This is a genomic window from Flagellimonas olearia, from assembly GCF_004150225.1.
GTDB classification, from domain to species: Bacteria; Bacteroidota; Bacteroidia; order Flavobacteriales; family Flavobacteriaceae; genus Flagellimonas; species Flagellimonas olearia.
Map to the genome: position 1 here is coordinate 994595 of NZ_ML142907.1, position 26857 is coordinate 1021451.

The 26857-nt window shown below is 44.8% G+C and carries 25 protein-coding genes; 13 read left to right on the top strand and 12 right to left on the bottom strand.

Annotated features, from left to right (window positions below; translation table 11 throughout):
* Positions 1–30 precede the first annotated feature (30 nt).
* Positions 31–1392, top strand: a complete 1362-nt coding sequence (locus tag DN53_RS04545) for an exonuclease domain-containing protein (RefSeq protein ID WP_129653198.1) — start codon at positions 31–33, stop codon at positions 1390–1392.
* A 381-nt stretch (positions 1393–1773) separates the two neighbouring features.
* On the opposite strand, the gene DN53_RS04550 is transcribed toward DN53_RS04545, so the two are convergent.
* The 4 genes from DN53_RS04550 to DN53_RS04565 all read right to left on the bottom strand — a co-directional run bounded on the left by DN53_RS04550 (position 1774) and on the right by DN53_RS04565 (position 6173).
* Positions 1774–2547, bottom strand: a complete 774-nt coding sequence (locus DN53_RS04550) for an aldose 1-epimerase (RefSeq protein WP_129653199.1) — start codon at positions 2545–2547, stop codon at positions 1774–1776.
* 3 nt (positions 2548–2550) lie between these two features.
* On the bottom strand, positions 2551–3846 hold the full coding sequence (locus DN53_RS04555; protein WP_129653200.1) for a M20/M25/M40 family metallo-hydrolase: 1296 nt from the start codon (positions 3844–3846) through the stop codon (positions 2551–2553).
* Positions 3847–3877: 31 nt separating this feature from the next.
* On the bottom strand, positions 3878–4858 hold the full coding sequence (locus DN53_RS04560; RefSeq protein WP_129653201.1) for a PLP-dependent cysteine synthase family protein: 981 nt from the start codon (positions 4856–4858) through the stop codon (positions 3878–3880).
* Between the two features lie 73 nt (positions 4859–4931).
* Positions 4932–6173 carry an ABC transporter permease gene (locus DN53_RS04565; RefSeq protein WP_129653202.1) on the bottom strand — a complete coding sequence of 414 codons (1242 nt, stop codon included), beginning with the start codon at positions 6171–6173 and terminating at the stop codon, positions 4932–4934.
* Between the two features lie 3 nt (positions 6174–6176).
* Here DN53_RS04565 and DN53_RS04570 point away from each other — a divergent pair, with 3 nt between their 5' ends.
* Entirely contained in the window at positions 6177–7403 is a 1227-nt protein-coding gene (locus DN53_RS04570) for an exo-beta-N-acetylmuramidase NamZ family protein (RefSeq protein WP_129653203.1), read from the top strand.
* On the opposite strand, the gene DN53_RS04575 is transcribed toward DN53_RS04570, so the two are convergent.
* A complete protein-coding gene (locus DN53_RS04575; protein WP_129653204.1) occupies positions 7400–8230 on the bottom strand; it encodes a sterol desaturase family protein in 831 nt (276 codons plus the stop codon). The two genes, DN53_RS04570 and DN53_RS04575, sit on opposite strands and share 4 nt — an antisense overlap.
* A 22-nt stretch (positions 8231–8252) precedes the next feature.
* Positions 8253–8747: a YkgJ family cysteine cluster protein gene (locus tag DN53_RS04580; protein WP_129653205.1), complete on the bottom strand. Its 495-nt coding sequence runs from the start codon at positions 8745–8747 to the stop codon at positions 8253–8255.
* Between the two features lie 74 nt (positions 8748–8821).
* Here DN53_RS04580 and DN53_RS04585 point away from each other — a divergent pair, with 74 nt between their 5' ends.
* On the top strand, positions 8822–9529 hold the full coding sequence (locus DN53_RS04585; protein ID WP_129653206.1) for a class I SAM-dependent methyltransferase: 708 nt from the start codon (positions 8822–8824) through the stop codon (positions 9527–9529).
* 43 nt (positions 9530–9572) lie between these two features.
* Positions 9573–10403 (top strand): hypothetical protein, encoded by an 831-nt coding sequence (locus DN53_RS04590; RefSeq protein ID WP_129653207.1) that lies wholly within the window; start codon positions 9573–9575, stop codon positions 10401–10403.
* 10 nt (positions 10404–10413) lie between these two features.
* Here the strand turns inward: DN53_RS04590 and DN53_RS04595 are convergent, their stop codons facing one another.
* A complete protein-coding gene (locus tag DN53_RS04595; protein ID WP_129653208.1) occupies positions 10414–11046 on the bottom strand; it encodes a 7-carboxy-7-deazaguanine synthase QueE in 633 nt (210 codons plus the stop codon).
* A gap of 83 nt (positions 11047–11129) precedes the next feature.
* Between DN53_RS04595 and DN53_RS04600 the strand changes: the two genes are divergently transcribed.
* Together DN53_RS04600 and DN53_RS04605 are read left to right on the top strand one after the other, a co-directional pair.
* Positions 11130–12638, top strand: coding sequence for a helicase HerA-like domain-containing protein (locus DN53_RS04600; protein WP_129653209.1), 1509 nt, complete (start codon positions 11130–11132; stop codon positions 12636–12638).
* A gap of 6 nt (positions 12639–12644) precedes the next feature.
* A complete protein-coding gene (locus DN53_RS04605; protein WP_129653210.1) occupies positions 12645–13190 on the top strand; it encodes a hypothetical protein in 546 nt (181 codons plus the stop codon).
* A 12-nt stretch (positions 13191–13202) separates the two neighbouring features.
* On the opposite strand, the gene DN53_RS04610 is transcribed toward DN53_RS04605, so the two are convergent.
* Entirely contained in the window at positions 13203–13631 is a 429-nt protein-coding gene (locus DN53_RS04610; RefSeq protein WP_129653211.1) for a winged helix-turn-helix transcriptional regulator, read from the bottom strand.
* Positions 13632–13723: 92 nt separating this feature from the next.
* On the opposite strand from DN53_RS04610, the gene DN53_RS04615 reads away from it, so the two are divergent.
* The gene (locus DN53_RS04615; protein ID WP_129653212.1) at positions 13724–14563 is read left to right on the top strand and encodes an alpha/beta hydrolase; all 840 of its coding nucleotides are present in this window, start codon (positions 13724–13726) and stop codon (positions 14561–14563) included.
* A gap of 32 nt (positions 14564–14595) precedes the next feature.
* Complete coding sequence (locus DN53_RS04620; RefSeq protein ID WP_129653213.1) at positions 14596–15018, top strand: VOC family protein; 423 nt, start codon at positions 14596–14598, stop codon at positions 15016–15018.
* Between the two features lie 2 nt (positions 15019–15020).
* On the opposite strand, the gene DN53_RS04625 is transcribed toward DN53_RS04620, so the two are convergent.
* Positions 15021–15647 (bottom strand): DUF2306 domain-containing protein, encoded by a 627-nt coding sequence (locus DN53_RS04625; RefSeq protein ID WP_129653214.1) that lies wholly within the window; start codon positions 15645–15647, stop codon positions 15021–15023.
* A gap of 118 nt (positions 15648–15765) precedes the next feature.
* Between DN53_RS04625 and DN53_RS17875 the strand changes: the two genes are divergently transcribed.
* Positions 15766–15921 carry a hypothetical protein gene (locus tag DN53_RS17875; RefSeq protein WP_165357278.1) on the top strand — a complete coding sequence of 52 codons (156 nt, stop codon included), beginning with the start codon at positions 15766–15768 and terminating at the stop codon, positions 15919–15921.
* Here DN53_RS17875 and folD read toward each other — a convergent pair.
* From folD to DN53_RS04640, 3 genes are all read right to left on the bottom strand, one after another.
* Entirely contained in the window at positions 15918–16805 is an 888-nt protein-coding gene (gene folD / locus DN53_RS04630) for a bifunctional methylenetetrahydrofolate dehydrogenase/methenyltetrahydrofolate cyclohydrolase FolD (protein ID WP_129653215.1), read from the bottom strand. The genes DN53_RS17875 and folD overlap by 4 nt on opposite strands.
* 104 nt (positions 16806–16909) lie before the next feature.
* A complete protein-coding gene (gene ffh / locus DN53_RS04635; RefSeq protein ID WP_129653216.1) occupies positions 16910–18238 on the bottom strand; it encodes a signal recognition particle protein in 1329 nt (442 codons plus the stop codon).
* 104 nt (positions 18239–18342) lie between these two features.
* Positions 18343–20106 carry a hypothetical protein gene (locus DN53_RS04640; protein ID WP_129653217.1) on the bottom strand — a complete coding sequence of 588 codons (1764 nt, stop codon included), beginning with the start codon at positions 20104–20106 and terminating at the stop codon, positions 18343–18345.
* Between the two features lie 113 nt (positions 20107–20219).
* Here DN53_RS04640 and DN53_RS04645 point away from each other — a divergent pair, with 113 nt between their 5' ends.
* The 4 genes from DN53_RS04645 to DN53_RS04660 all read left to right on the top strand — a co-directional run bounded on the left by DN53_RS04645 (position 20220) and on the right by DN53_RS04660 (position 26854).
* Positions 20220–20720 (top strand): RNA polymerase sigma factor, encoded by a 501-nt coding sequence (locus DN53_RS04645; RefSeq protein ID WP_129653218.1) that lies wholly within the window; start codon positions 20220–20222, stop codon positions 20718–20720.
* Between the two features lie 135 nt (positions 20721–20855).
* Entirely contained in the window at positions 20856–21770 is a 915-nt protein-coding gene (locus tag DN53_RS04650; protein ID WP_129653219.1) for a FecR family protein, read from the top strand.
* A complete protein-coding gene (locus DN53_RS04655) occupies positions 21748–24312 on the top strand; it encodes a TonB-dependent receptor (protein ID WP_129653220.1) in 2565 nt (854 codons plus the stop codon). The genes DN53_RS04650 and DN53_RS04655 overlap by 23 nt, the downstream gene beginning before the upstream one ends.
* Positions 24313–24487: 175 nt before the next feature.
* Positions 24488–26854 carry a hybrid sensor histidine kinase/response regulator gene (locus tag DN53_RS04660; protein ID WP_129653221.1) on the top strand — a complete coding sequence of 789 codons (2367 nt, stop codon included), beginning with the start codon at positions 24488–24490 and terminating at the stop codon, positions 26852–26854.
* Positions 26855–26857: the final 3 nt, after the last annotated feature.

The following is a 26857-nucleotide window of genomic DNA, read 5'->3' on the forward strand; positions in this document are numbered from 1 at the left end:
TCTAACTTTAATGCTCGAACTTTTGCGAAGTTGTATACCATCATCGACATAGAGACCACTGGGAATGGCATTAAGGGGAACAAAATCACCGAAATCTCCATTTTTAAGTTTGACGGCACCCAGATTGTGGAGGAATTCACCTCCTTGGTGAATCCGCAATGCCCCATCCCGTATTTTATTACCGGACTTACAGGAATTGATGACCAAATGGTGCAAAATGCCCCCACCTTTCCTGAAATTGCCGAAAAGGTTATGGCCCTGACGCAAGACTGCATCTTTGTGGCCCATGCCGTGAATTTTGATTACGGGGTGATCAAAGAAGAGTTTCGGCAAATTGGAATGGATTTTACCCGAAAAAAACTGTGTACCGTTCGCTTGTCCCGAAAACTCATTCCCGGATTGCGGTCCTACAGCTTGGGAAAACTCTGCTCGGCGGTGCAAATTCCGTTAACGGACCGACACCGCGCCCGGGGCGATGCCCATGCCACCACCCTATTGTTCCAAAAATTGTTGAACACCCCCAATGCGGAACCGGTGTTCCAAAAGTTTCTCAATGCCCGAAGCCAAGAGGCCACTTTACCACCGCACTTGCCCAAATCGGTTTTTAATAGGATTCCGGCCCAACCGGGCATCTACTACTTTAAAAACCAAAATGGGGAGATCATTTATGTAGGTAAAGCCATCAACTTAAAGAAAAGGGTGCTCGGACATTTTTACGACAAGAGCGCCAAGGAAATCCAACTCTGCAGCGAAACGGCCGATATTGATTTTAAACTGTCGGGGAGTGAATTGGTGGCATTGCTTATGGAATCGGCGGAAATCAAACGGTTGTTTCCCGTGTACAACCGGGCCCAAAAGCGAACGGTACGGCAATATGCCATTTTTCAGTATGAGGATAGAAACGGAATCACCCATTTGGCCTACAATACCCTAAAAGGAGTGCCCAACCCTATAAAGATTTTTTACAACCAAACCGATTGCAGGGCCTATTTACATGAAATGTGCAAAAATTTTGCGCTATGCCCCAAATATTGCCATCTGCAACAAACGCAAGCGGCCTGTTCCCACCATGAGATTACCAGTTGTGAGGGAATATGTCGGGGTGAGGAATCCATCGATGATTACAACCAGAAGGTAGAAAATGCCATTCGGGAAACAAGATCCTTGGAATCTGAGATCAGGGTCATTAAGGAAAAGGGCCGAAATCCTGAAGAAAGCGCCGTAGTCCTAATTGCAGAGGGGGTATACAAAGGGTATGGTTTTATTGACCAAGAGACGGAGGTATCTTCTTTGGAGGATATTGAGGCACACATTATTCCACAGAAACACACTTTGGAAACCCAACGCATTGTGGAGGCCTTATTGCCCAAGTTGGAGTCTTTTGTCCTGTAAGGGGTTGGTTGACGCGAATTGCACAAATTGTCACGAATATACCCTTAGTCATTTCGAACGGTCATCCTGAGCGCAGTCGAAGGGTAAAGTGAGAAATCTAAAAATGGGAAAGAGATTTCTCGGTCGCAAGCTCCTTCGAAGTGACGTGGGAACAAGGACCATGTAAATCAAATCTTTGTCTCGACCGTCATGCTGAACTGGTTTCAGCATCGCAGTATAGTAGGTCGACACGGATTACACGAATAAGCCTGAATACCCTTACCGTCATTTCGAACCCTGTCCTGAGCGTTTGGCGAAGGAGCTGGGAGAAATCTGGCATGGAAGAGAGATTTCTCAATCGTCCCTATCGGGTCTCATTTCGAAATGACAACCTAGGTAACCTCAAGTCTTTATGCGGACCTTAAAAACAGCGTCCGTATCTTTTAAGTACTGAAACCCCAGATGCATATTCTGTTGGTTTACCGAATACGGATAGAATGTGATGGGCTCTATGCAAAGCATGTTACGTACTTCGGTCCAGCACATGAACTGCCCAAAACCTTCGGTTTCCATTGTGATACTCTTTTCATCCTTAAGCGTAATGGCAGTACAATCTTTCACATGGAAGGCGCGGTTGCCCACCTCCAATACGTCATCCAATGAAATTTCCTTATCGTTGGCAAGAATCATTGGGGAATTTGTATGAAGTTTAAAAGCAGGATGGTAACCCAGCATAAAAGGCATATCCTTTTCCCCGGAAATCGTGAAGGTAATTTCCAAGGTGTCCTCTTTCAATGAAAAGGATTTTTTAAACCCAAAACTATAGGGCCATACCTGTTTTGGTTCGGGGGATTTTTCCGGGTATTTGGAATTTTTTACGGGAGTGTTGGCTTTATAATCCTTACTAAAAGCTGCCGAGTCTTCGGTTTGGGAAAGCAGTTGGTATTCCAGCTCCCGAAGCAGTCCGTGCTGGTCCTGAACGGCATTGCCTTTTGGTACTTGAACACTGTAACCCGCCTCGTTCACAGGACCAATGATCGGAAACATTTCAGTGTCCGAGTTTCGCCATCCCGGACTTCCTTTTTGATGGATAAACTCATGGCCGTCCACTACAAAGCTTACCAACTCACCTGCATCTATGCCAACGGTGGCATTTTTACTTTTTAACTGGACCATGGATTATTGGTTTATCAATCGGTAAATAAGGATGGCGGTACGCTTGGTCAAGGCCTCAATGGTATTAAGGTTAACGGTTTCCTCGGGTGTGTGCGCCCCAGTGCCCATGGTGCCCAGACCATCCAAGCAATCCACATATTGCGCCACGAAGGACACATCGGCCGCCCCGCGTTTTCCCGGGTCATAGGCCAATACTTCACCTTGCTTTAGATCAAGGCTAACTTGGTTTAGGGTATTCAACAATTGAAGATTGCCCTCGGTGGGCTTCATGGCAGGGTAACTATCCGTAAAACTGATGGTGGCCGAAGTATGCGGCAGATTTTGTCCCACAATTTCGCGCATTTTGTTCCGGGCGCGTTCTTTCTGTTCTTCCGAAATAAAACGAAGTCCACCCCTGACCATGGCTTTCTGTGCTACTACATTGGTCTTTCCAAACACATCCCCTTTACTTGTAGACGCATCAAAATTGACAAAGGTTCCACCCAAAAGGGTTCCGGGGTTGAAGGTCAGTAGGTCCTCCCCTTTGACCTCGGTATAAAATTGATGCAGGATACGTGAGATTTCAAAAATGGCCCCAGCGCCTACATCTTCATTGAAAATCCCGGAGGAATGGGCCCGTTTCCCTTCTACTTCCACTGCCCATCCCGAAGCACCCCTTCGGGCCACGGTGGCATTATTGAATCCTGTGGACGTTTCAAACCCAAGGGCAATATCACTTCGTTGGGCCGCTTCAATCAAATCCTTCCGGCTAATGGACAGCGGTTTTCCGGTACTTTCCTCATCCCCAGTGAAGGCTGCAATGATTTGGGCATCTTTCAACAGTCCGTTTTCCTGCAACGCCTTGAGGGCATACAGCATGATCACATCGCCCCCTTTCATATCGTTTCCGCCCGGTGCATGGGCAATGCTATCGTTCACCATTTCAAAGGTCTGAAAAGGACTATCTTCCTCAAAAACGGTGTCCAAATGCCCAATAAGGAGCAGTTTTTTGCCCTTTTTGCCCGAGGTTTCGGCAAATAGATGGCCGCCCCTGTCCATATCATCGGGCATTTCTATCCATTGGGTATTAAAATTGATGGCATCAAAGGCATCCTTGAAAACCATGCCCACTTCCTTGACCCCTTCCGCATTCAAGGTACCACTGTTAATGTTCACGACTTTCTCCAAAAACTGAATGGCTTCCGTATTGTTCTTTTCAATGGAAGCGATGATTTTCTTTTCGGTTCGGGAAAGTTTTTGTGCGGTGATGGAACATGTTACGATAAGGGCAACGAAGGTTGCCAAGTGCTTGAGGCTCATAATACGATGTTTTGCCCGAATTTATCAAATTTTACTCGATAAACCCTTTTTCACGCATCCAATCGTCATTGAACATTTTGCCTACATACCTACTTCCATGATCATGGAAGAGTACCACTACCACATCGTCCTTGGTAAAATGTTCCTGTAATTGCAATACCCCTTTGATGGCCGCTCCAGCAGAATTTCCCAAGAACATCCCTTCTTCCCTTGCCAAGCGGCGGGTGTAAATGGCGGCATCCTTGTCCGTCACCTTTGTGAAACCATCAATGATGTCAAAATCCACATTCTTGGGTAGGATATCCTCCCCTATCCCTTCCGTTATGTACGGATAGATTTCGTTCTCGTCAAAAATGCCGGTTTCATGGTATTTTTTAAACACCGAACCATAAGTGTCAACTCCCCAAACCTTGATATTGGGATTTTGCTCTTTGAGGTATTTCCCAACTCCCGAAATGGTACCTCCGGTTCCCACACCCACCACAAAATGGGTGATCTTGCCATCGGTTTGTTTCCAGATTTCAGGTCCCGTGGTCAAATAATGGGCCTTGGTATTGCTCGGATTCTCATATTGATTCACATACCACGAATTGGGAATTTCAGTAGACAGGCGTTTTGCTGTGGAATAATAACTTCGAGGATCGTCAGGGGCTACATCGGTAGGGCAAACATACACCTTGCTGCCCATGGCTTGGAGGATATCTATCTTTTCCTTGGACTGTTTGTCACTGATCACACAGATCATTTTGTACCCTTTTACCACTGCAGCCAGGGCCAACCCCATTCCCGTATTCCCAGAAGTACCTTCTATGATGGTCCCGCCGGGTTTCAGGATTCCCGCAGCCTCGGCATCCTCCACCATTTGAAGAGCCATACGGTCCTTGACCGAATTTCCGGGATTGAAAGTCTCATACTTGGCCAATACCAAACAAGGCAATTCTGATACCAATGTGTTGATTTTCACCATTGGAGTGTTTCCAATCGTCTCGAGAATGTTGTTTGCATAATCCATAGTCCATACAAATATAGGTTTTTGGATAATCCGCTATACTTGGCATCTTTTAGTTGCAAAAATAGGCGGGGCCTTACTCGAACTTGATGGCTTTTACTGGGGTAATCTTGGTGATGATGTACGAGGGCACCAATAACATCAGCAGACACAATGCCATAACGCCCAGATTCAAGAGTAGCACCATAGGTGCATCCAAATACACGGGAATGTAGTCAATGTAGTACTCTTCGGGATTAGGAAATTTGAACATGCGGTATTTGTTCTGAAGGAACAAAACTCCCAATCCGATCACATTGCCCCACAACAATCCAATGGTGATCAAATAGGCGGCATTGTACAAGAACACTTTTCGGATGCTCCAGTTGGCCGTCCCCAACGCTTTTAGTATCCCAATCATTTGGGTGCGTTCCAAAATCAGTACCAAAAGGGCCGTGATCATGTTGATTCCACCCACTATGACCATGATACCAATGATCAGGGCGATATTAAAATCGAACAATCCTATCCATTCAAAAATCCGATAGTACTTGGACTTGATGTTCTGGGTATCCAAATTGGAAACGGTTTTACCGTAGATCTCATTGCTTTTTTCCTCCAGTTGGTCAAAATTATCCAGAAAAACCTCAAAGTTCCCCACTTGGTCCTCGTCCCATTTGTTCATGCGTTGGATATGTCTGATATCCACAAACACGTAGGTGGCATCGAACTCTTCAAAACCGCTGTCATAAATTCCAACGACCTCAAACTTTCTGTTGTTGGGTACTTGATTGGCATCCCCATCCTTCAAGAAAAAAGAAAAGAAAGAGTCTCCTACTTTCAATTGCAGTCGGTTGGCCATAGTTCTTGAAACCAAGGCTTCTTCATTGAGTTTTTCGGTGAAATTGGGTAATCTGCCATCCACAATGTATTCGGCAAAGACTGACCAATCGTAATCCTTGCCCACACCTTTGGCCAGCATCCCCTCAAAAGTATCCTCGGTACGGATAATGCCCCCCTTGGTGGCCACGGCCTGCACATGCCGTACCCCTTCCACATTCTTGAACTCCGGATAAAAATCCTGCTGGAGTGGTATGGGTGAGAGGGAAACCTCGGAAATGTTATTGTCGTAATTGGAAATTTGGATATGGCCATTGAATGCAGCCACCTTTTCCCGTATCTTGCGTTTCAATCCAACGCCAGTAGCCAAAGCGATGAGCATCATGACCACGCCAATGGCAATTGCGGCAATGGCAATTTTTATTATAGGGGCAGAAATGCTAATTTTATCTTCTTTCCCTGTGATCAGGCGCTTGGTAATAAACAATTCTAAATTCAACGAATGCCCATTTTATCTATTTTCAAAAGTACAGTTTTATTGTTGGTTTTGGTGCTTTCCTCCTGCAGGGAACAGCAAAAAAAGGAGAATTCTGAAGTCGCAACGGTTCAAACGGAGCCTGTCCCGGAAATCAAGGTAGCGGCCAATAGAACGGAAGTTTACCTGCCTTTGCTCCAAGGTAAAAAGGTGGGTGTTGTGGCCAACCAAACCAGTGTGGTCTTTAACGATAAAAGGCATGTCCACTTGGTGGATTCCTTGCTTTCACTTGGGGTCGATGTAAAACAGGCCTTTGCCCCCGAACACGGATTTAGAGGTGAAGCCGATGCCGGGGAACACGTTACTGATGGAGTGGATGCCAAGACAGGACTTCCCATTATTTCCCTCTATGGCAAAAACAGAAAGCCTTCCAAAGAGCAATTGGACCAATTGGATGTAATGGTTTTTGACATCCAGGATGTGGGCGTTAGGTTCTACACCTATATCGCCACCCTTCAACTAGTGATGGAAGCCTGCGCCGAACACAATACCCCCATCATTGTGTTGGATAGACCCAATCCCAACGGACATTATGTGGATGGGCCCACCATGATGGAGGAACACAAAAGTTATTTGGGACTTAATCCCATTCCACTGGTATACGGGATGACCATAGGTGAATACGCCCAAATGTTGAATGGTGAAAACTGGTTGGAAGATGGGAAAAAAGCTGACCTAACCGTTATCACCCTTGAAAACTATACCCACGAGTCTGATTACCACCTACCTATACGACCTTCCCCCAACCTTCCTAGCGATGTGGCCATTACCCTCTACCCCAGTTTAGGGCTTTTTGAGGGCACCAACGTCAATGCCGGCCGGGGAACGGAGTTTCAGTTTCAACGGTATGGGGCTTCTTTTATGGATAGTACCCAATATGATTTCAGCTATGTGCCTGCTCCCAATTTTGGGTCTAAAACCCCTAAGGAAGATGGAAAAACCTGTTATGGAAAAGACCTTTCCAAAATGGAACGGATGAACGAGGTTTCGGTGAAATGGGTCATGGATGCGTACAACAATACCTTGGACAAATCCAAGTTTTTCCTTACCAGTGGGTTTACCAAACATGCCGGTACACCTTTGCTTCAGCAACAAATTGAGCAAGGCCTCTCTGAAGCTGAGATCAAGGCCACATGGCAGGATGACCTTACTGCTTTCAAAAAAATCCGGGAAAAATATTTGATTTACGATTAACCTTCCGTGGTTGGTCGTCTATATTTATGAAAGGGTTGTTTTAGCAATCCTTTGATACTGCTGTTCTCCTTTTCATCCGGAAAGGTATCCACGCCGTACACAATTTGGTCGGTGTCCATGGTCATATAGGTCCCGAACAAACGGTCCCAGATAGAGAAAATATTGCCGTAGTTGGAATCAGTGTAAGGCAATTGGTAGTGATGGTGCACTTTGTGCATATCTGGGCTTACAATGACCCAGCTTATGGCCATATCCATTTTTTTAGGCAGTCTAATGTTGGCATGATTGAACTGCGAAAGCACCACCGACAAGCTTTGGTACAGCATGATGATACCAATAGGGGCTCCAACCACAAAAACCCCAATCAGGGTAAACGCATACCGAATTAAACTCTCCAAAGGATGGTGTCTATTGGCAGTAGTGGTATCCACGTTATGGTCCGAATGGTGCACTAAATGGACCATCCACAGCGGTTTTACCTTATGCTCCACCCAATGGGCGGTATACGCACCGATCAAATCCAAGAACATGACCCCGAGCACCACATAGAGCCACAAAGGCATTTCTGGGAGCCAATTGATGATCCCAAAATCATTGGTCACGGCCCAATCCGAAGTTTTCAGGAGTAAAAAAGCCAAAGGAAAATTCACCAAAATGGTGGTCATGGTAAAGAAAAAATTGGGGACGGAGTGCCTCCATTTTTTATATGGTACGCTAAAAAGAGGCATGATGCCCTCCAAAATCCAGAAAAAGGTAATTCCACCCACCAAAATAAGGCTTCGATGCCAAGAGGGAATGGTTTCAAAATAGGCCATTAACTGTTCCATATTCCCAAGATATGAAAAATCATCAAAGCTTGATGCGCTTTTTCATTTCTTCCACAATATGAAAAGCGGCAGGGCAAATGGCCACATTCTTCAGCGTAAGGTTACTGATCTGCTGAAACTTCTTCCGGTCCGTATGCGGAAACTCACGGCATGCTTTAGGCCGTACGTCATAGATGGAGCAATAGTTATCCGCTCCCAAAAAAGCGCAGGGCACTTCCTGCAACACATAGTCGTTCTCTTCGTCCATCCTAAGATATTGGTCAATGAACTGGGAAGGTCGCAATCTAAAGTGTTTGGCAATTCGTTCAATATCCACGTTGGTAAAAAGGGGGCCCGTGGTCTTGCAACAATTGGCACAGGAAAGACAGTCCGTTCGCTCGAACTCCTCATGGTGCAATTGCTGCATGGTATAATCCAAATCCTTGGGAGGTCGCTTTTTTAGTTTAGCGAAGAATTTTTTGTTCTCGGCATATTTCTCCTTAGCCCGTTTGGGCAGTTCTTCAAGATTTTCATCCATAACAAACAAACTTATCCATTTTAAACCTTACTCTGCAATTAAAGTCACACCTTTGTAACAGATAAATCCCAACCATGGCAGATGTTTTTGGAATGGCCTTGATGGATTACCACCAAGGAAACTACACAGAGGACATTATCACCCACTCTTCCTTGGATGAGGAAGACACCATTCCCCTTCCCTATTTGTTCCGCGACTATGAAAAAATGCCCCCATTGGAAAAAAAAGCCCTTGCCTTGGCCAAAGGAAAAGTGCTTGATATTGGTTGTGGAGCGGGAAGTCATTCCCTATATCTTCAAAAAAAGGGTTTGGAGGTCACTGCTTTGGATTACTCCGCTGGAGCAATCATGGTTTGCCAAGAACGAGGGGTAAAATCAACCGTGAACAGTGCTATCCTCAGCTATACCGATGATAAATTTGATACCTTGCTCTTGCTCATGAACGGTATTGGTTTGGCCGGTAAGCTCAACAATTTAGAGAGGTTTTTACAACATTTGGCTTCATTATTGCTGCCCAATGGACAGATATTGCTGGATTCCAGCGACATCATTTATATGTTCGACCAAGATGAGGATGGGGGCTATTGGATTCCCAATACTGGTCAATATTATGGAGAGGTTGAGTTTACCATGACTTATAAAGGACACAAAAGTGATTCTTTTACATGGCTTTATTTGGATTACAATACCTTGTCCAATGCTTGCTTGTCACATAATCTTAATTGTGAGCTGGTGTGTTCAGGACAGCACTATGATTATCTGGCCCGAATCACCAAAAAATGATACTAGATTCTGTAATGCAACGTTTTATCTTATATTCACTGTTATGAAAAAGAAAAACTTCCTTTATCTCCTTTTGGGAATGGCTTTATTCATAAGCTGTTCCAAGGATAGTGATATTACATCGGACCCCAACTCCCAAGGAGTGAATAAATCGGCCAATCTATTGGCCACGGGAGCATCCGCCAATGACCTATTGGCCAATACCAATTACAGTAATTTATTGATTGAGATAGGCTATGTGTCCGGGTTTCGGCCAACCGCAGAGGCCATGGCGACCTTTGAAGCATTTTTAAGGGCCAGAACCTTTAAAGCATCCATTGAGTTTACGTACAAAGAACTTTCCTCCCCCAACCAAGAGTCGTTGACCAATGAGGAAATAGCGGAAATGGAAAGTGAAAACAGGACCGTCTACAACACAGGCGATACCATGACCCTATATATCTATTTTGCAGACGCACCCTCTGAAAATGATGACGAAAGTGAAGGTCTGGTGACCCTAGGCGCAGTGTACCGAAACACCTCCATGGTCATCTATGAAGCCACCATACGAGAGCTGATTGGAAACAGTGTCACCATTAGTCTGGCCGATGTTGAGACAGCTACCTTAAATCACGAATTTGGCCATTTATTGGGGCTTGTCAACCTAGGGACCACTCCCGTTAACCCAGGACATGAAGACACCGAGGTGGATGAAACCCAAGGGGAAATTGGAAACAACCATTGCAATGTGGAAGGGTGCCTTATGCGCGCCGAACTACAATTTGGCGGTTCTTTGGCCAAAATGATGCGCAGCAATGTCTCCAAAGGCTTGGCCGCAATCCCAGAACTTGATGCGGAATGCATTTTGGACCTTCAATCCAACGGGGGACGCTGATTACTAAAAATTAAGGGATATTCAAATACTTGTGGGTCTGCAACGAAACTTTCCATTTGGGATGTTGCATCACATAATCCACAATCATGGGGACTATTTTTTCGCGAACACTCCATTCCGGCTGTAAATAAAGGATGCAATCTTCTTTGACCTTAGCGGCCTGTTCCTCGGCAAAAATAAAATCATGCTTATTGTAGACAATGACCTTTAGCTCATCTGCCTTTTCATAGATTTCGCCCTCCGGTAATTTGTTCTTTTTAGGGGAAAGACATATCCAGTCCCAAATCCCGGTGAGGGGATAGGCTCCCGAAGTTTCAATATGGGTTTGCAGGTTCCTTGCTTTCAATCCCTCGGTCAAGGGACCCATATCCCAAGTCAAAGGTTCCCCTCCCGTGACCACTATGGTATTGGAATATTTTGCCGCATGGTCCACAATCTGGTCCACAGCCGTTGGAGGATGGGTCTCGGCATTCCAGCTTTCCTTCACATCACACCAATGGCATCCCACATCGCACCCCCCTACCCGTATAAAATAAGCAGCCGTACCTTTATGGTATCCCTCTCCTTGAATGGTATAAAATTCCTCCATCAAGGGAAGCATCAAGCCCTTGTCCACCAAATCCATAACATTGTCTTCAACCATAGTGCAAAGATAGGGATAGTCTTGTTCACCGCATCTTTTCTCTTTCCCATAAATTCCCCTATTTTTATCCCAAATTCATCGTAATGGACAACAAAGAAAAATTCTTTGAGCAAATAGAGCAGGGGTATACCACCAAGGGCGACTATATTACTGTTGGAGCGGGTATGTTGGGTGGGGAAACCATTACCAACGCCTTTATAAAGATTCCCTTGAAAACCCTTAACCGCCATGGTCTCATTGCTGGTGCCACGGGTACGGGAAAGACCAAAACGTTGCAGGTACTTGCCGAAAATCTATCCGATAAGGGCATCCCTGTCCTATTAATGGACCTTAAAGGGGATCTTAGTGGAATTGCCCAACCCAGTCCCGGACATCCCAAAATTGATGAACGACATGAAAAAATAGGACTTCCTTTCGAGGCCAAGGGATTTCCTGTTGAGATTTTGTCCCTATCCGAACAGGATGGGGTACGTCTACGGGCCACCGTTTCCGAGTTTGGACCTGTGTTACTCTCACGAATTTTGGGCCTTTCAGTAACCCAGGAAGGTATTGTGGCCGTAGTCTTCAAATATTGTGATGATAACAAGCTGCCACTGTTGGATCTCAAAGATTTTAAAAAGGTCCTCCAATATGCTACTGGAGAGGGCAAAGAGGAATTCCAAAAGGACTATGGTCGTATCTCCACCAGCTCTACGGGTACCATTCTGCGTAAAATCATTGAATTGGAACAACAGGGGGCCGATATTTTCTTTGGGGAAAAATCCTTTGATGTAGAAGATTTGGTGCGTATCGATGAGAATGGAAGGGGGTATGTGAACATTATTCGATTGACCGATATCCAAGACCGACCCAAGTTGTTCTCAACATTCATGTTGAGCCTATTGGCCGAAATCTATTCCACTTTTCCCGAACAAGGTGATAGTGAACGACCCGAGTTGGTCCTCTTTATCGATGAGGCCCACTTAATTTTCGACAATGCTTCCAAAGCCCTGTTGGACCAGATAGAAAGTATTGTAAAGTTGATTCGTTCCAAGGGTATTGGACTCTATTTTGTGACCCAAAACCCTACCGATGTGCCCGATGACGTGCTGGCACAATTGGGCCTTAAGGTACAGCATGCGCTCCGCGCCTTTACCGCCAAGGATCGGAAAGCCATAAAGCTCACCGCACAGAACTACCCCATTTCCGAGTTTTACGACACTGCGGAAGTCCTTACTTCATTGGGAACTGGGGAAGCCCTGGTCTCAGCATTGGACGAAAAGGGACGGCCCACCCCTTTGGCCGCCACCATGATGCGCGCACCTATGAGCCGTATGGATATTTTAACCGATGCCGAGCTCAAGGATGTTCTGGACCAATCTAAATTGATCAAAAAATACAATGAGGAAATCGATAGGGAAAGTGCCTATGAAATCCTCAATGAAAAAATTGAAAAAGCCGAAAAAGAGGCCGAAAAGGAAAAAGAACATAAAACCACTTCCAGTAGATCCACTACCCGAAGGAGCACACGGATGAATCCTGTGGTCAAAGTATTGACCAGTGCCACCTTTATTAGGGGAGTTATGGGGGTATTGAAAAAAGTAATTCGATAACAACTTATGAAAAGAATAGTACAGGCCTTAACCATTATGGCCACCTTATTGATAGCTTCGTGCGAAAAAAACACCACATTCCTTATTACCGAAAACAGTGTAGGCCCACTGGAGAAAAGCTCAGCTGTTTCTGAATTGGAAACCCTATTTACAGGGGATTCCATTGTGCGGGACACTGCTTTGGCCCAGCTGGGTTCCAGCAACAAAAAGATAGAAGTCTTTGAAAAAGGGGGACAGCATTTGCTGACCCTAACTCCAAGTACCGATAGCATTCCCACCATTACCAATGTGAGGATCATGGACCCCAGATATCTATCGGACAAAGGCATCGGTTTGCAGAGTACATTTGGGGAAATTCAGAAGAAGTATCCCATTAAAAAGATTGTGACCACTTTGAACAGTATTGTGATCTTTCCAAAGCAAAGTAATCTGTATTTCACCTTGGATAAAGAAGAGTTACCCGCTGACCTGCGCTTTACCACATCAGATGTTGAGGCCGTGCAAATCCCCAACGAGGCCAAGATCAAATATTTAATGTTAGGTTGGGAGTAAGCAAACTACGGATTAAATCAAACCATAACGTTCGCGGTTAGCCAATACTTTTGGACTGTTGGTCTGCATCCATTCGGTAAGCTCCAGCAATTTTTCCACATAGGATTGCCCAAATTCCGTGAGGCTATACTCTACCCTAATGGGTACTTCGGCATAGGCTTTTCGGGAAATATAGCCATCGGCCTCCAGCACTTTCAGGCGTTGGCTCAAGACTTTGTTGGAAATACCGTACACATACTTTTTGAGTTTATTGAAACGCAGTTCCGGAAAATAGCCCAACCACAGAATGATCAACGTACTCCATTGGTCCGATGCCACGGACATCACATCCCGGACCGGACATAGCTCAGGTGGGTTTTTATAATCAATGTGCCCGAACATTTTTTCCAACTTTTTTGACATCCTAACTTTCTGATTTTCAGCAATAGTTTCTGTTTCCATACTTAGTTGGGGTTGAGTGACTTCTTTTTTCTTTGGAAATGAATCAGTAATTTTAGTTTCCATTAAAGAGTAAGTTACAAAAAGTAACCATAATGAAAAAATTGCTGAACAAAATAGTTCCCTTGGCCTACGGACAATATTTCAATGTCTATACCCTTGTTGCCCCTAAAAAAGCGGCTCACAGAGCGTTTTGTTTGTTCTGCACGGTTCGAAAAGGACGTGTACAGCCCCAACAGGCCCAATATTTGGAAGAAGCCAAGCATACTGTTGAAGAAGTGGCAGGACATGAAATACAATCCTATCACTGGCCCGGTGAAAAGGAAACGGTGTTATTGGTGCATGGATGGGAGAGCAACACGTTTCGCTGGCGCAACCTCATCAAGAAACTCCGGGAGGCCAACTTCAACATTATTGCCTTTGATGCTCCATCCCATGGCCACTCTACCGGCAACCTCCTCTATGTACCCCTCTATGAACAAGCTGTGCATCATATGGTCAAAAAACATGACCCCAAACACCTCATTGGACATTCCGTGGGAGGTATGACCTTGATGTACAATGAATACAAAAACCCAAATCCAAAGGTTGAAAAAATCATCACCATTGGATCTCCTTCCGAGTTCCATGAAATCATGGACCACTTTCAAAATATATTGAGGTTCAACGACCGTGTCATGAAATCCTTGGACCGCTATATCCTAGACCGGTTTGGGTTTCGGATAGAGGAATTCTCCACATCCAAATTTGCCCAATCCAACCAAAAACAAGGGTTGCTGTTCCATGATGTGCTGGATGCCGTTGCCCCCTACCATGCCTCGGCAGCGGTACATGAGCAATGGGCCGGGAGTACTTTGGTAAGTACCAAAGGACTGGGCCATTCCATGCACCAAGATGATGTGAACAATCAAATCATAGAATTTTTGGAAGCCTAGGGAAGAAATCCTAATTTTCAGAAAAAATCACCATGCAGCAAATTACCCCTTTTCATGTTGCCATCCCTGTCCACAATCTGGATGATTGTCGGACTTTTTATCGGGAAGTTCTAGAGTGTGAAGAAGGCCGAAGTAGTGACCATTGGGTAGATTTTAATCTTTTTGGTCATCAGTTGGTCATCCATTACAAACCCAAGTCGGAGGAAGGCCTCCATACCAATCCAGTGGATGGCAAAAATGTTCCCGTACCCCATTACGGAGTGGTCTTGCCTTGGGAAACGTTTGAATCCTTTTCCGAAAAATTAAAGAGCAAAGGGATTGAATTCATCATTGAACCCTATATCCGTTTTAAGGGAGAAGTGGGAGAACAGGCTACCATGTTCTTTTTGGATCCTGCAGGAAATGCCCTAGAGTTCAAAGCCTTTAAGGATATGGGACAATTGTTCGCAAAATAGGGTCAGTCCAGCAACAATCCTTTCCGTCTCACCCACAAGTGGGCAAATACCATATTGGGCACCCAGCAAAGCCAGGCCACAATCTTGTAGGCAATCAAAAACTCCCCAAAGATCAAGGTCAATAACGGCAACCAAATGCGAAGGGTTACCGCTGCAAAACAGGCCGCGTAGCTGTAGATCATCATTCCCTGATGCAAGGACAGGTCTTTTTTTCTGATAGCCGTGTATGCCCGTCCCGTGGTGTACAACCAAATCAGACCCAGACCAATAAACCCGAGTGCAGGGATAACCCCTCCCGTTGCATAAAAACCCAAGTATACTCCGCAGACTCCACTGATCATAACTGAACCCACATACACCTTTCCCAAGGTTCGATGTAGTTCAAGGTGTTTGGAGCGCAAACTTTTGCTAAACTGCGACCACCCCATCAAGAGCGCCAAGCCTCCAAAGGAAATATGCCCGTAGAAAGCAGTACGCCATATTTGATTGGCCAAAAGTTCCTTGGCTTTTCCGGCCAGAAGACCAAAATCCCCAGAAGCGAAAACATAGGACAAGGGGTATAGTCCAATACCGATGGCCAATAAAGCGAATACCATCCAAGCTACCCTGTTTCTAACCGTACCGGCCATACCTTTTGATTTTCAGGTAGGTAAGTTATCGAATATTTGGTTGAAAAAACAAGAATCAAAAACCTAAATCGTTATATACAGTGATGAACCGGCCATTGTGCCTCCCAAATCTATCATCATGAAAATAATATTACTCTTGATCACCGTCCTTTTTTCATCTATGGCGGTAACCAGTTGCACCAACGAAGAGGGCGAAACCGAATTTGATCATATCACTCCTGATGAGGAGCAACAGACCCTACTGAAAAGTATGGAGGCCGAAAATGTGAATTAGGCTTCCTTGGTCTTGTGCCTTTCCCTAGCCAGAAGGGTGTTTTTCAATAACATGGCAATGGTCATGGGACCCACCCCTCCAGGAACCGGGGTGATATAGGATGCTTTTTTGCTTACATTTTCAAAATCGACATCACCAGTGATGTAATACCCTTTTTCCTTGGTTTCATCGGGAACACGGGTAATGCCCACATCAATGACCACTACGCCGTCCTTGACCATATCGGCCTTAAGGAAATTGGGGACTCCCAATGCCGAGACCACAATATCGGCTTGTAAGGTAATCGACTTAAGGTCCTTGGTCCTACTATGGGTCAAGGTGACCGTGGCATCGGCTGCCTTTCCTTTCTGACTCATCAAAATACTGATGGGTCTTCCCACAATATGGCTCCTACCGATCACTACGGCGTGTTTCCCAGAGGTGTCCACATCGTATCGGCGCAGTAATTCCATGATACCAAACGGAGTGGCGGGAATGAACGATTCCATATCAAGCGCCATTTTACCAAAATTGGTGGGATGGAAACCGTCCACATCCTTATTGGGGTCAACGGCCAACAATACCTTTTCCTCATCAATATGTTTGGGCAACGGCAACTGCACAATATATCCGTCAATATCTGGATTGGCATTAAGCTCCGCTACCTGCTTTAACAGGGCTTCTTCGGTGGTGTCCTCGGGAAGGTGGATCAAGGTGGACTCAAAGCCTATTTTTTTACAGGAACGCACTTTACTGCCCACATAGGTTAGGCTGGCGCCATCATTCCCCACCAAAACAGCGGCCAAATGGGGTACTTTTTCCCCTCTTTCTTTCATTTGGGCCACCTCAACGGCGATTTCTTCTTTGATTTGGTTTGATATTTTCTTTCCGTCAAGGATTTCCATGGTCTGGTTCTGGTTTTTTTTGGTAATTAAATAGTGGTTCTATTGTCTGATTTCAGATAACTGATTTCCGAAGTCTAGTGTCTGATGTCTGTTGTCTGACAAAATTATCGCATGTTCTGCATCATCTGCATCATCTTTTTGCCGCCTCCGCCTTGCATCATCTTCATCATTTTGCTCATTTGGTCAAACTGTTTCAGTAATTGATTGACTTCTTGGATAGAGGTACCGCTACCCGCAGCAATACGTTTTTTCCTGCTGGCATTGAGTTTTGAAGGTGTAGAGCGTTCATCAGGTGTCATGGAATGGATGATGGCCTCGATATGTTTAAAGGCATCATCATCAATATCCAAACCTTTTAGGGCCTTTCCCGCACCGGGAATCATTCCCATAAGGTCTTTCATGTTCCCCATGCGCTTGATCTGTTGAATCTGACTTAGGAAATCGTCAAAGCCAAACTTGTTCTTGGCAATTTTCTTTTGGATCTTGCGGGCCTGTTCCTCATCGAACTGCTCCTGGGCACGTTCCACCAAGGAAACCACATCTCCCATTCCCAAAATACGGTCGGCCATCCTTGAAGGGTGAAAAACATCAATGGCCTCCATTTTTTCGCCGGTACCGATGAACTTAATGGGCTTGTCCACCACGGACTTGATGGAAATGGCCGCACCCCCTCGGGTATCACCATCCAGTTTGGTCAAGATAACCCCATCAAAATTGAGCACATCGTTGAAGGCCTTGGCGGTATTCACCGCATCCTGACCTGTCATGGAATCCACTACAAAAAGGGTCTCCTGGGGCTCAATGGCTTTATGGATGTTGGCAATCTCGGTCATCATCTGTTCATCCACGGCCAAACGACCAGCGGTATCCACAATCACCACATTGCAGCCCAAACTTTTGGCGTGTTTTATACCGGCCTTGGCTATGGCCACGGGATCATTGTTCTCCCGATCGGAATATACCTCGACCCCTATCTGCTCCCCAACCACGTGCAACTGGTCAATCGCAGCAGGGCGGTACACATCACAGGCCACCAATAACGGCTTTTTGGTTTTCTTGTTTTTGAGGTAATTGGCCAATTTTCCGGAGAAGGTGGTCTTACCGGAACCTTGTAGACCTGACATCAAAATCACTGATGGGTTTCCTGACAAGTTGATATCCTCGGCATCGCCCCCCATAAGCTGTGTAAGCTCGTCCTTGACAATCTTGACCATAAGTTGGCCGGGCTGCAGGGTGGTCAATACATTCTGACCCAATGCCTTTTCCTTTACGGTATTGGTAAATTCCTTGGCTATCTTAAAGTTGACATCGGCATCCAAAAGGGCCCTACGAATTTCCTTAAGGGTCTCCGCCACATTGATCTCGGTAATCTGCCCATGTCCTTTGAGGACGTGGAGCGCCTTATCCAGTTTATCGCTTAAATTGTCGAACATGTTCTTACTTCAGTTTAAAAGAGGGACAAATTTAAGAATAATAAAAAAGAAAAGGACGGCTTTGGGGAGAGCCGTCCTTTTCAAACTAACAGATTGGGGTAATTTTATGGTTTTTCGAAGACCAATATCTCCGTGGAGTTCTCTTGTTCGTGTACCAATTCAATTCTGTTGGCTTCCACCATGTTGATGTACCAGTCTTCGGTAAGTTCTCCCTGAGAGCCTTCTGCACCTAAATTCAAATAGAATTTCAGCACTCCATCATGGTTTCTCAACACTCTCCACAAGCCTGTATTGATCACACTGGCATCCATGGATACCTCTACTTGGTTCAGCGTGTCAAAATTAAAGTCCATGGAACTGTATTCACTGGTAATGTCCACACTATTTTCCTTGTATTGGGCCACCACCCATGGTCCACCCATCATGATGTTCCTGATTTCGGCCACGTCCTCATCATCCGCATTGTCATTACAGACCCGCTGTAGAATCAATTCATATCCAATATCCTCTACATCGAACTTAAGCCTATCATTGGCAAGGTCCCTCAAGGGCCATTCAAAGCTGACCCCTGGCTCATCACCCATAGTGATCATGAGCGACAAGACCAACTGACTGTTAAGACCAATCTCCCAAGTACCTTCTGAAGTGGATACCCCATTGCTCAAGGTGACCACACCTTCTGCCATGAACTTGAATTCATAACCCAACAATCTCTCGATTTCCTCACCTTGGTTTTTCACCTTTTTGATGATCCACTCACATTCACTTAGGGTAGCTCTCAATGTATCCGGGTCAGGTTGTTCCCCTGGATTGAGGTCGCATCGTTGTTTCAGGACAATTCTATTTCCACCTTCGGCATAAAGCTTGATCTTCCCTTCTCCTATTTCATAGACCACCCATTCCAAGTTAAAGTCAACAAGGGTATCAAATTCCAAGGTCAGCAATGGTCCATGATCGGACTGGGTTGTACTCCACGTACCGTTAAGGGTATTTCCCGTGGCTACATTTACAACTACGGAACCATCTTCGGCAAAGGTCATCAAGTATTCAAAATATTGACCGGTTTGGTCCACATCGTCACGAAGCACTTCACGCACTTCCCATGGGCATTCCACCAAATAGGCATCCAAGCGCTCTTTGGTAAAATCATCATCATTGTAATCATCATCATCGTCCTCATCACAATCGTCCTTGGCATTGCTCAAGGCAGCGGCCAGTGCCGTATTGTTCTCGACAACAATTTCGGTGCCGTCATATTTTTTTAGGGTAATGGGGAAGTCGATACTCACCAAGGCATTATCCTCAAGTTCCGAGAAGAACTTTCTCATTTGTTCGTCGCTTTCAATCTTGACCTCTCCGGACAATTGGTTGTTCACATCAAAAGTGAAGAGCGTGATGGGGTAGACAAAATCGATACACTCAATGTCATCATCGTCACCTCCTTCAAGGCAATCCCTGGCCATTTCTTCCAGTTGATCCTTGCTTTGGATTACAATTTCACTAAAATCGGAAAGGGTAATGGTTACGGGGAAAATGATATCCAAAATATCGTCATCATCTTCCAATTCATCAAAGATTTCTTCAATGGTATGCAAATCTTCCTTGGAGTCAATAGTAATCTGAATACCGTTCACCTCAACGGTGTAGGGGAACTTAAGGGCAAAACAGCTGGCGCGATCCACAATATTGTCATACGAGCCATCTTGGGCAGATGTTTTTTGGATCAATTGGGCCGTAGTGGAATTGGCATTGATAGTTTCTTGTTCTTGGGGACCTCCAACTTCTTCGAACTCATCTTGGCAAGCGGTAAAATTTAGTGCCAAAAGAAAAAGGCCGGCGTAAAAGAAGTTGCTTATCAACTTTTTCATAACAATTTGAATTTTGGGGTTAGAATTCATTCTTAAAACAACTCCCTAAAAAAAAACCCTACCCTTTCTTAAATTTTTTAAAATATCTTTGAGATGGAAACAAACTTCTTCCCATGAGCAATGTTTGCGAGGACCACATCTTCAGTTCCCTATTCAAGGCCCATTCCAAAACGGTATTCAATTACATCTATTATAAGTTTGGCAATGCCGAAAAAGCGAATGATGCCGTACAGGAAGCTTTTGTAAAGCTTTGGGAGAATTGTGCCAAGGTAAGCCCGGAAAAAGCAAAATCCTATGTCTATACGGTAGCCAATAATCTGTATTTGAATGTGATCAAGGCCGAAAAAGTGCGTTTGAAGTATGCCAATGCTGTGGATGACCATTCCTCTAATCTCTCCCCGGAATTTTTGATGGAGGAAAAGCAATACAGGGAAAAATTGGAAAATGCACTGAACGAACTTCCCGAAAACCAACGCACCACTTTTTTATTGAATAGGATCGATGGGAAAAAATATGCGGAAATTGCCGAAATGGAAGGAGTCAGTATAAAAGCCATTGAAAAACGGATGCATCTGGCTTTAAAAAGTTTGCGGGAACAAATCGATGGGATATGATACAATGGACAATTCACAATTAGCAATAATCAATTGCCATTAACTATTATTGAACATTGCTAATTGAACATAGTAAATTGAAAAAGTAGGGTATTTTGGAAGAGTGTTGTTATAATAAGGTAAAGCATAGAAACCATGCAAGAAAATTACTTGGCAAAATGGCTTAGCGGAGAGCTTTCCGAGGAACAACTCGCGGAATTTAAAAAGTCTGACGAGTATGCTTCCTATCAAAAGCTCAAGGAGGTTTCAAGCACATTGAAAGCCCCCGATTTTGATATGGACCAAGCTTTTGAGCGCATCAACGAGGAGCGCATGGGCCAAACCCCAAAGGTCATTACCCTCAACCCGTTCAAAAAATTCCTGAAGGTAGCTGCTGTCATCGCCATTATGCTTGCCGGTTCCTATTTCTACCTCAACACTTTGGATGAATCCATCAGCACGCAATTTGCGGAACGTACCGAGGTGACCCTTCCAGACAACTCTGAGATTTTCCTCAATGCCGACTCCCAGATTTCTTACAGTAAAAAGAATTGGGACAAGGAACGAAACGTATCCTTGGACGGGGAAGCCTTCTTTAAAGTAGCCAAAGGAAAAAAATTCACCGTGGCAACCGATCATGGAACAGTAGCCGTATTGGGCACCCAGTTCAATGTGGAAAACCGCAAGGGCTTTTTTGAAGTCACCTGTTATGAAGGCTTGGTAAGTGTTACATTCAACAACCAAGAAACCAAACTGCCGGCTGGTACTTCATTTTTGGTTATCAATGGAAAATTGGTGGACATATCCCAGCCCAAGGAGGCCCACCCTTCTTGGATGAACAATGAAAGTAGCTTTGAGGGCATTCCATTGGAATATGTGTTCGCCGAGTTGGAGAGACAGTTCAATGTCCAGGTAACAACTGAAAATGTGAATACTGAATTGCTTTTTACGGGCACTTTCAACAACACAGACCTCAATATGGCGTTAAAAAGTATAAGTACCCCCTCCCAAATCCATTACAAAATTGAGGGTGATAATGTACTTTTCTATGCTGGGAACACTCCGCAATAGCCAGTTCTGCCTTTTGTTGGGCTTTTTACTGTTCTTCCTTACCCTAACCGCCCAGGAAAAACAGCAAACCCCCATGAGCCTTATTTCCTACATTCAAAGTCTGGAAGATCGGTTCAATATCAAATTTTCCTATCTCAATGAGGATTTGGACGATTTCTCCCTTACCGTTCCCGAGAACAAAGTCAGTTTGGAAGATATTTTAAACCATATCGAATCCAAATTCCGGATACAGGCAGAAAAACTCGATGAACGCTATTATACGCTGACCAAGAGTTCCCATGTATCCCTATGTGGAACCGTATTGGACAACTTTGCCGAAAACACCATTCCAGGGGCCTCACTTGAAGTCTTGGGAACCCAGACAGCACAGACCACAGATGCCGATGGGAGTTTTTCCATGAACAACATACCTAGGGACGCCTCCTTGAAAATTCGATATTTGGGCTATCTCACCAAGTATATCCCCATTGAAGATTTGATTCGCCAAGGACCGTGTGCCAAAATCCTGATGGCTCCACATTACGAGCAATTGGATGAGGTCATCGTGTACAAATATTTAACCACGGGCATCATCAAAGAACAAGATGGGAGCATTACCCTGAACACTGCAGAATTTGGAATCTTGCCAGGGCTGATTGAACCGGATGTGTTACAGACCGTTCAAGCGCTGCCCGGCATAAAGAGTATAGATGAGACCGTATCCGATATCAATGTGAGGGGTGGCACCAACGACCAGAACCTCGTACTGTGGAACGGTATTAAAATGTACCAGTTCGGGCATTTTTTTGGGTTGATATCCGCTTTCAATCCCTATCTGACCGACAAGGTTTCCGTTATAAAAAATGGGACGCCCGCCGCCTTCGGTGATGGCGTGAGCAGCGTCATCCAAATGGAAACCAACAACCACATTACCGACGGTTTTGAAGGTGGAGCCGGTTTCAACTTTATCAGTGGGGACATTTTTGGTCAGTTTCCATTGAACGATAAAGTCGGGCTTCAATTTTCCGCGAGACGCTCCACTACAGATTTTCTGAACACTCCCACCTACAGCAAATTCTTTGACCGGGCCTTTCAGGACAGTAAGGTCATCGACGAAAACAATGTTACCGTGGACGATAACATTTCCCGGAACGAGAATTTCTTTTTCTATGATTTTACCGGAAAACTGCTCTATGACATCAATGACAATCACAAAGTAAGGTTCAGCGCCATCCACATCAACAACAATTTGGAATATGTGGAAACCGATGAAACCAATGACGAAACCACCCAGAGTATTTTGGAACAGACCAATATTTCCGTTGGCGGGCAATTACAAAGCCAGTGGAGCGATAGGTTTTTCACCAACCTTAACCTGTATTATTCCAGGTACAATTTGGATGCCCAAAGCATTTATGCCAACGAATTTCAGCAGTTGGAACAAAAAAACATTGTGGACGAAAGGGCCGTTAAGCTCAACACGGAGTATCAGTTCTCTGACCAACTGCAATGGACCAATGGTTTTCAATATATTGAAACAGGGATCATCAACCGGGCTTTTGTGACCCAACCCAGTTTTGATACCAACATCAAGGGGGTCATCCGTATTCATTCACCCTATTCCGAAATTGGGTACCGCACTTACGAAAACACGTTCATTGGAAAATTCGGTGCCCGGGTCAACTTTATCGAAAACCTGTACACGTTCAACAAACTCTTGGTGGAACCGCGCATCAACCTCAACTTCAAGTTGGCCAATTATCTGCGCGCCCAGGTCTTGGGGGAATTTAAAAGTCAGACCACCAACCAGATCATCGATTTGGAGCAAAACTTTTTGGGGATTGAAAAACGCCGATGGACCTTATCCAACGACGACACCCTCCCCGTAACGCAGAGCATACAAGGTTCGGTGGGCATCAACTATGAAAAAAACAATTTTTATCTGGGCCTTGAAGGGTTTTATAAGAATGTGGATGGCATTAGCACGCGTACCCAAGGCTTCCAGAACCAAAATCAATTCAGTGGGGAAATTGGCAGCTATGATGTAAAGGGGATTGAGTTCCTCATCAATAAAAGAGGTGACCATTACAGCACATGGTTGAGCTACACGTACAACAAGAACGATTATACTTTTGACTCCATTGTGCCGCATAGCTTCCCCAACAATCTGGATATCCGGCATACCATTACCTTTGCGGGCACCTACACCTACCAGAACTTAAAATTGAGTTTGGGGGTCAATTACCGAACCGGAAAGCCCTATACCGAACCCTTGGATGGGGACGAGGCCTTGGACAATTCTTTTTTCCCGGCCAGAATCAACTACAAATCCCCCAACAGCAGTCGTCTTCCCGAGTATTTCAGGGCCGATGCCTCGGCCATCTATAGTTTTGATCTCACCCGAAGGATACGTGCCAATGCTGGGGTGTCCCTCTTGAACATGACCAACCGAAAAAATAGCCTGAACCGATATTACCGAGTCAATGATGAAAACCAGATTGAAGCTGTGGAAAGCGTTTCCTTGGGCATTACCCCCAACGTAAGTTTTAGAGTGAGCTTTTAATCATCACGGTAACTCATGCTCCCACACAATAACCCAACTGTTCAAAGATCTTTGGATTCTAGTAAGCAATCCCTTATAAGTATGGTTTTAGTGGGGTTTTGTGGCCCTGTCATCGATATTCTTTGGCATAGGGCAGGTTGTGTGGTAATGTTGTAGTTAACTTAATGTCCCAAACATGAAGTACCTACTCATACTGATCAATCTGGTCGGCCTATGTGCATTTGGCCAGCAGAATGCCTTTGACCCTGCAACGAGTTCGGGCAGGTTATACCACTACGCAGAGCTGGTAAATAAAAGTGACCAGCCATATTCCATCGCCCAAGTGGTGGAACAATCCAATTTTTTTGAAAACAGCTCCCCATTGCTGTCTGAAAACCATAGTATTGGCTTTACCTCGGACCATTTTTGGATACGTTTTCAACTCAGGAACAGTGAAGATCACCCTACCACCTATTATCTGGAAACGGCAAGGCCCGTCACAGACATTGCCGAACTTTATCTTATGCATAATGGCCATATCGAAAACCTTAAAAGCGGAGATCAGATTCCCTTTACAGAACGACAGGTTGAGCATCGGTCCACCGTATTTAGATTGGAGTTGCCAGCAAAATCCACAACGCCGGTATACCTGCATCTTAAAAGTGATGGTGAAACCATCAATGTACCGCTGAACCTATATACCCCTTCAGAATTTTGGATGGCCAATTACAACCAACAACTTTTTTTGGGTCTATTCTATGGGCTGTTACTCCTTGCCGGCATCGTTTACCTGTTCTTTTTCAGTAGTCTCAAGAAAAAAGCCTTTTTGTATTACGGGTTTTATGTATTCTCTATTGGATTGCTGCAAGCGGCGCTGGATGGAATGCTGTTTCAATATGTGTTTCCTTCCGGAAGCTATTTCAATAGCAGAATGGTGATGATCACAGCCTTACTATCCAACTTTTTCTTGTTGAAGTATTGCGAACACTTTTTAGAAATTGGAAATGTATTTGTCCGTTGGAAAAAACTCTATTCCAGTATTTATGGCATTTTATTGATATTGGGTGTAATGATCTTCATCAATGCCAAAACCTTGGAATTGACCTACCCTCTTGCCAATATCAATGGCCTTTTCAGTCTGTTGATGATTTTGACCACCACTTTTGCGATGCGTTACAAGCGCATTTCCATTGACCCTTATTTCTCTTTGGGTATCTTCTTTTTGGTCATTGGATTGCTTGGCTTTGTAATGAATAACTTAAGTCTTCTGCCCAACAATTTCTATACATTGAACAGCGCCAAGTTTGGAGCAGGAATGGAGGTTATTTTCTTATCACTTTCGATGACCAACCTTATCAAAAAACTACGGGTTGAAAAAGAAAGGTCCCAAGAAGACGCATTGGCCAGATCTGAAGAAATTAGCCAATTAAAGTCCTATTTCATGTCCAACATGAGCCACGAATTGCGAACACCCATCAACGCCATTATGGGTATTGCCAATCAGCAGCTCAAAAAACCGATGCGGAATTCGGACCGAAAGCAGTTTGAAACCATTAAAAATGCTTCTTTTAGTCTATTGAGCAATGTGAACGACATCCTGGATTTCGAAAAAATTGAAAAGAACCAGCTCCAGCTCAACATGGAGGACTTTGACCCGAATAAGGTCGTGGAGCAGATTTACCAAAATTGGAAAGACCAAGCCGACAAAAAGGGCATTATCCTCAACTACCACATCACCAATACCCTTCCCACCAACATTTCAAGTGATCCGGAAAGACTGTCACAAATCTTGAACAATGTGCTTTCCAATGCCGTAAAATTTACGAACGAAGGTCAGATTGACCTGTTAGTAACGAGTACATCAAAGTCCAAGGAAGAGTGCATGCTGTCCATTCGGGTATCCGACACTGGTATCGGGATGGGCCCGGATGTAAAAAAGATGGCCTTTTCAAGTTTCAACCAGATGCGTTTAAACCACAAACGGGAATTTGGGGGCATTGGCTTGGGATTGAGCATTGTGAAACACCTTACCACCCTATTTGGAGGCACCATATCCCTTACCAGTGAAGTAGGTAAAGGAACCGAAATTTGTATAGAACTCCCCATGCAGGTCAATGCAACGGATAACACTTCTCCGATGGCTTCCAAGGAACTCCTGATGGACAACCTATCCACCATTCTTGTTGTGGAAGACAACCGTATGAACCAAATGGTTATTAAAAAGATACTTTCTGGTCTTTCAGGGGTAACCATAGATTTGGCCAAGAATGGCCAAGAAGGCTTGGAAGCCCTGCAAAAACAGTCCTACGATATGGTTTTAATGGACTTGCAGATGCCGGTTATGGATGGTTATGAGGCCATTGATCATATCCGGTCGGGCAAATTGGGGGTGCAGCTGGCAGATACACCGATCATTGTAGTCACAGCCGACGCCACACAGGAAACCAGAAAGCGTGTTTTTGATTTAGGTGCGGACGACCTCATCACCAAGCCTGTGAAGGGCGAATTGTTGCTACAGAAGATATTCACCAGTTTAGAAAGGCATTTGAAGAAAACGGCTTAGCGT

What these genes read in the sequence shown, in the direction of transcription:
- DN53_RS04550 (WP_129653199.1), bottom strand. Translation starts at nt 2,547, where the DNA reads ATGGTCCAGTTAAAAAGTAAAAATGCCACCGTTGGCATAGATGCAGGT.
- DN53_RS04555 (WP_129653200.1), bottom strand. Translation starts at nt 3,846, where the DNA reads ATGAGCCTCAAGCACTTGGCAACCTTCGTTGCCCTTATCGTAACATGT.
- DN53_RS04560 (WP_129653201.1), bottom strand. Translation starts at nt 4,858, where the DNA reads ATGGATTATGCAAACAACATTCTCGAGACGATTGGAAACACTCCAATG.
- DN53_RS04570 (WP_129653203.1), top strand. Translation starts at nt 6,177, where the DNA reads ATGCCCATTTTATCTATTTTCAAAAGTACAGTTTTATTGTTGGTTTTG.
- DN53_RS04575 (WP_129653204.1), bottom strand. Translation starts at nt 8,230, where the DNA reads ATGGAACAGTTAATGGCCTATTTTGAAACCATTCCCTCTTGGCATCGA.
- DN53_RS04580 (WP_129653205.1), bottom strand. Translation starts at nt 8,747, where the DNA reads ATGGATGAAAATCTTGAAGAACTGCCCAAACGGGCTAAGGAGAAATAT.
- DN53_RS04585 (WP_129653206.1), top strand. Translation starts at nt 8,822, where the DNA reads ATGGCAGATGTTTTTGGAATGGCCTTGATGGATTACCACCAAGGAAAC.
- DN53_RS04590 (WP_129653207.1), top strand. Translation starts at nt 9,573, where the DNA reads ATGAAAAAGAAAAACTTCCTTTATCTCCTTTTGGGAATGGCTTTATTC.
- DN53_RS04595 (WP_129653208.1), bottom strand. Translation starts at nt 11,046, where the DNA reads ATGGTTGAAGACAATGTTATGGATTTGGTGGACAAGGGCTTGATGCTT.
- DN53_RS04600 (WP_129653209.1), top strand. Translation starts at nt 11,130, where the DNA reads ATGGACAACAAAGAAAAATTCTTTGAGCAAATAGAGCAGGGGTATACC.
- DN53_RS04605 (WP_129653210.1), top strand. Translation starts at nt 12,645, where the DNA reads ATGAAAAGAATAGTACAGGCCTTAACCATTATGGCCACCTTATTGATA.
- DN53_RS04610 (WP_129653211.1), bottom strand. Translation starts at nt 13,631, where the DNA reads ATGGAAACAGAAACTATTGCTGAAAATCAGAAAGTTAGGATGTCAAAA.
- DN53_RS04615 (WP_129653212.1), top strand. Translation starts at nt 13,724, where the DNA reads ATGAAAAAATTGCTGAACAAAATAGTTCCCTTGGCCTACGGACAATAT.
- DN53_RS04620 (WP_129653213.1), top strand. Translation starts at nt 14,596, where the DNA reads ATGCAGCAAATTACCCCTTTTCATGTTGCCATCCCTGTCCACAATCTG.
- DN53_RS04625 (WP_129653214.1), bottom strand. Translation starts at nt 15,647, where the DNA reads ATGGCCGGTACGGTTAGAAACAGGGTAGCTTGGATGGTATTCGCTTTA.
- DN53_RS17875 (WP_165357278.1), top strand. Translation starts at nt 15,766, where the DNA reads ATGAAAATAATATTACTCTTGATCACCGTCCTTTTTTCATCTATGGCG.
- folD (WP_129653215.1), bottom strand. Translation starts at nt 16,805, where the DNA reads ATGGAAATCCTTGACGGAAAGAAAATATCAAACCAAATCAAAGAAGAA.
- ffh (WP_129653216.1), bottom strand. Translation starts at nt 18,238, where the DNA reads ATGTTCGACAATTTAAGCGATAAACTGGATAAGGCGCTCCACGTCCTC.
- DN53_RS04640 (WP_129653217.1), bottom strand. Translation starts at nt 20,106, where the DNA reads ATGAAAAAGTTGATAAGCAACTTCTTTTACGCCGGCCTTTTTCTTTTG.
- DN53_RS04645 (WP_129653218.1), top strand. Translation starts at nt 20,220, where the DNA reads ATGAGCAATGTTTGCGAGGACCACATCTTCAGTTCCCTATTCAAGGCC.
- DN53_RS04650 (WP_129653219.1), top strand. Translation starts at nt 20,856, where the DNA reads ATGCAAGAAAATTACTTGGCAAAATGGCTTAGCGGAGAGCTTTCCGAG.
- DN53_RS04655 (WP_129653220.1), top strand. Translation starts at nt 21,748, where the DNA reads ATGCTGGGAACACTCCGCAATAGCCAGTTCTGCCTTTTGTTGGGCTTT.
- DN53_RS04660 (WP_129653221.1), top strand. Translation starts at nt 24,488, where the DNA reads ATGAAGTACCTACTCATACTGATCAATCTGGTCGGCCTATGTGCATTT.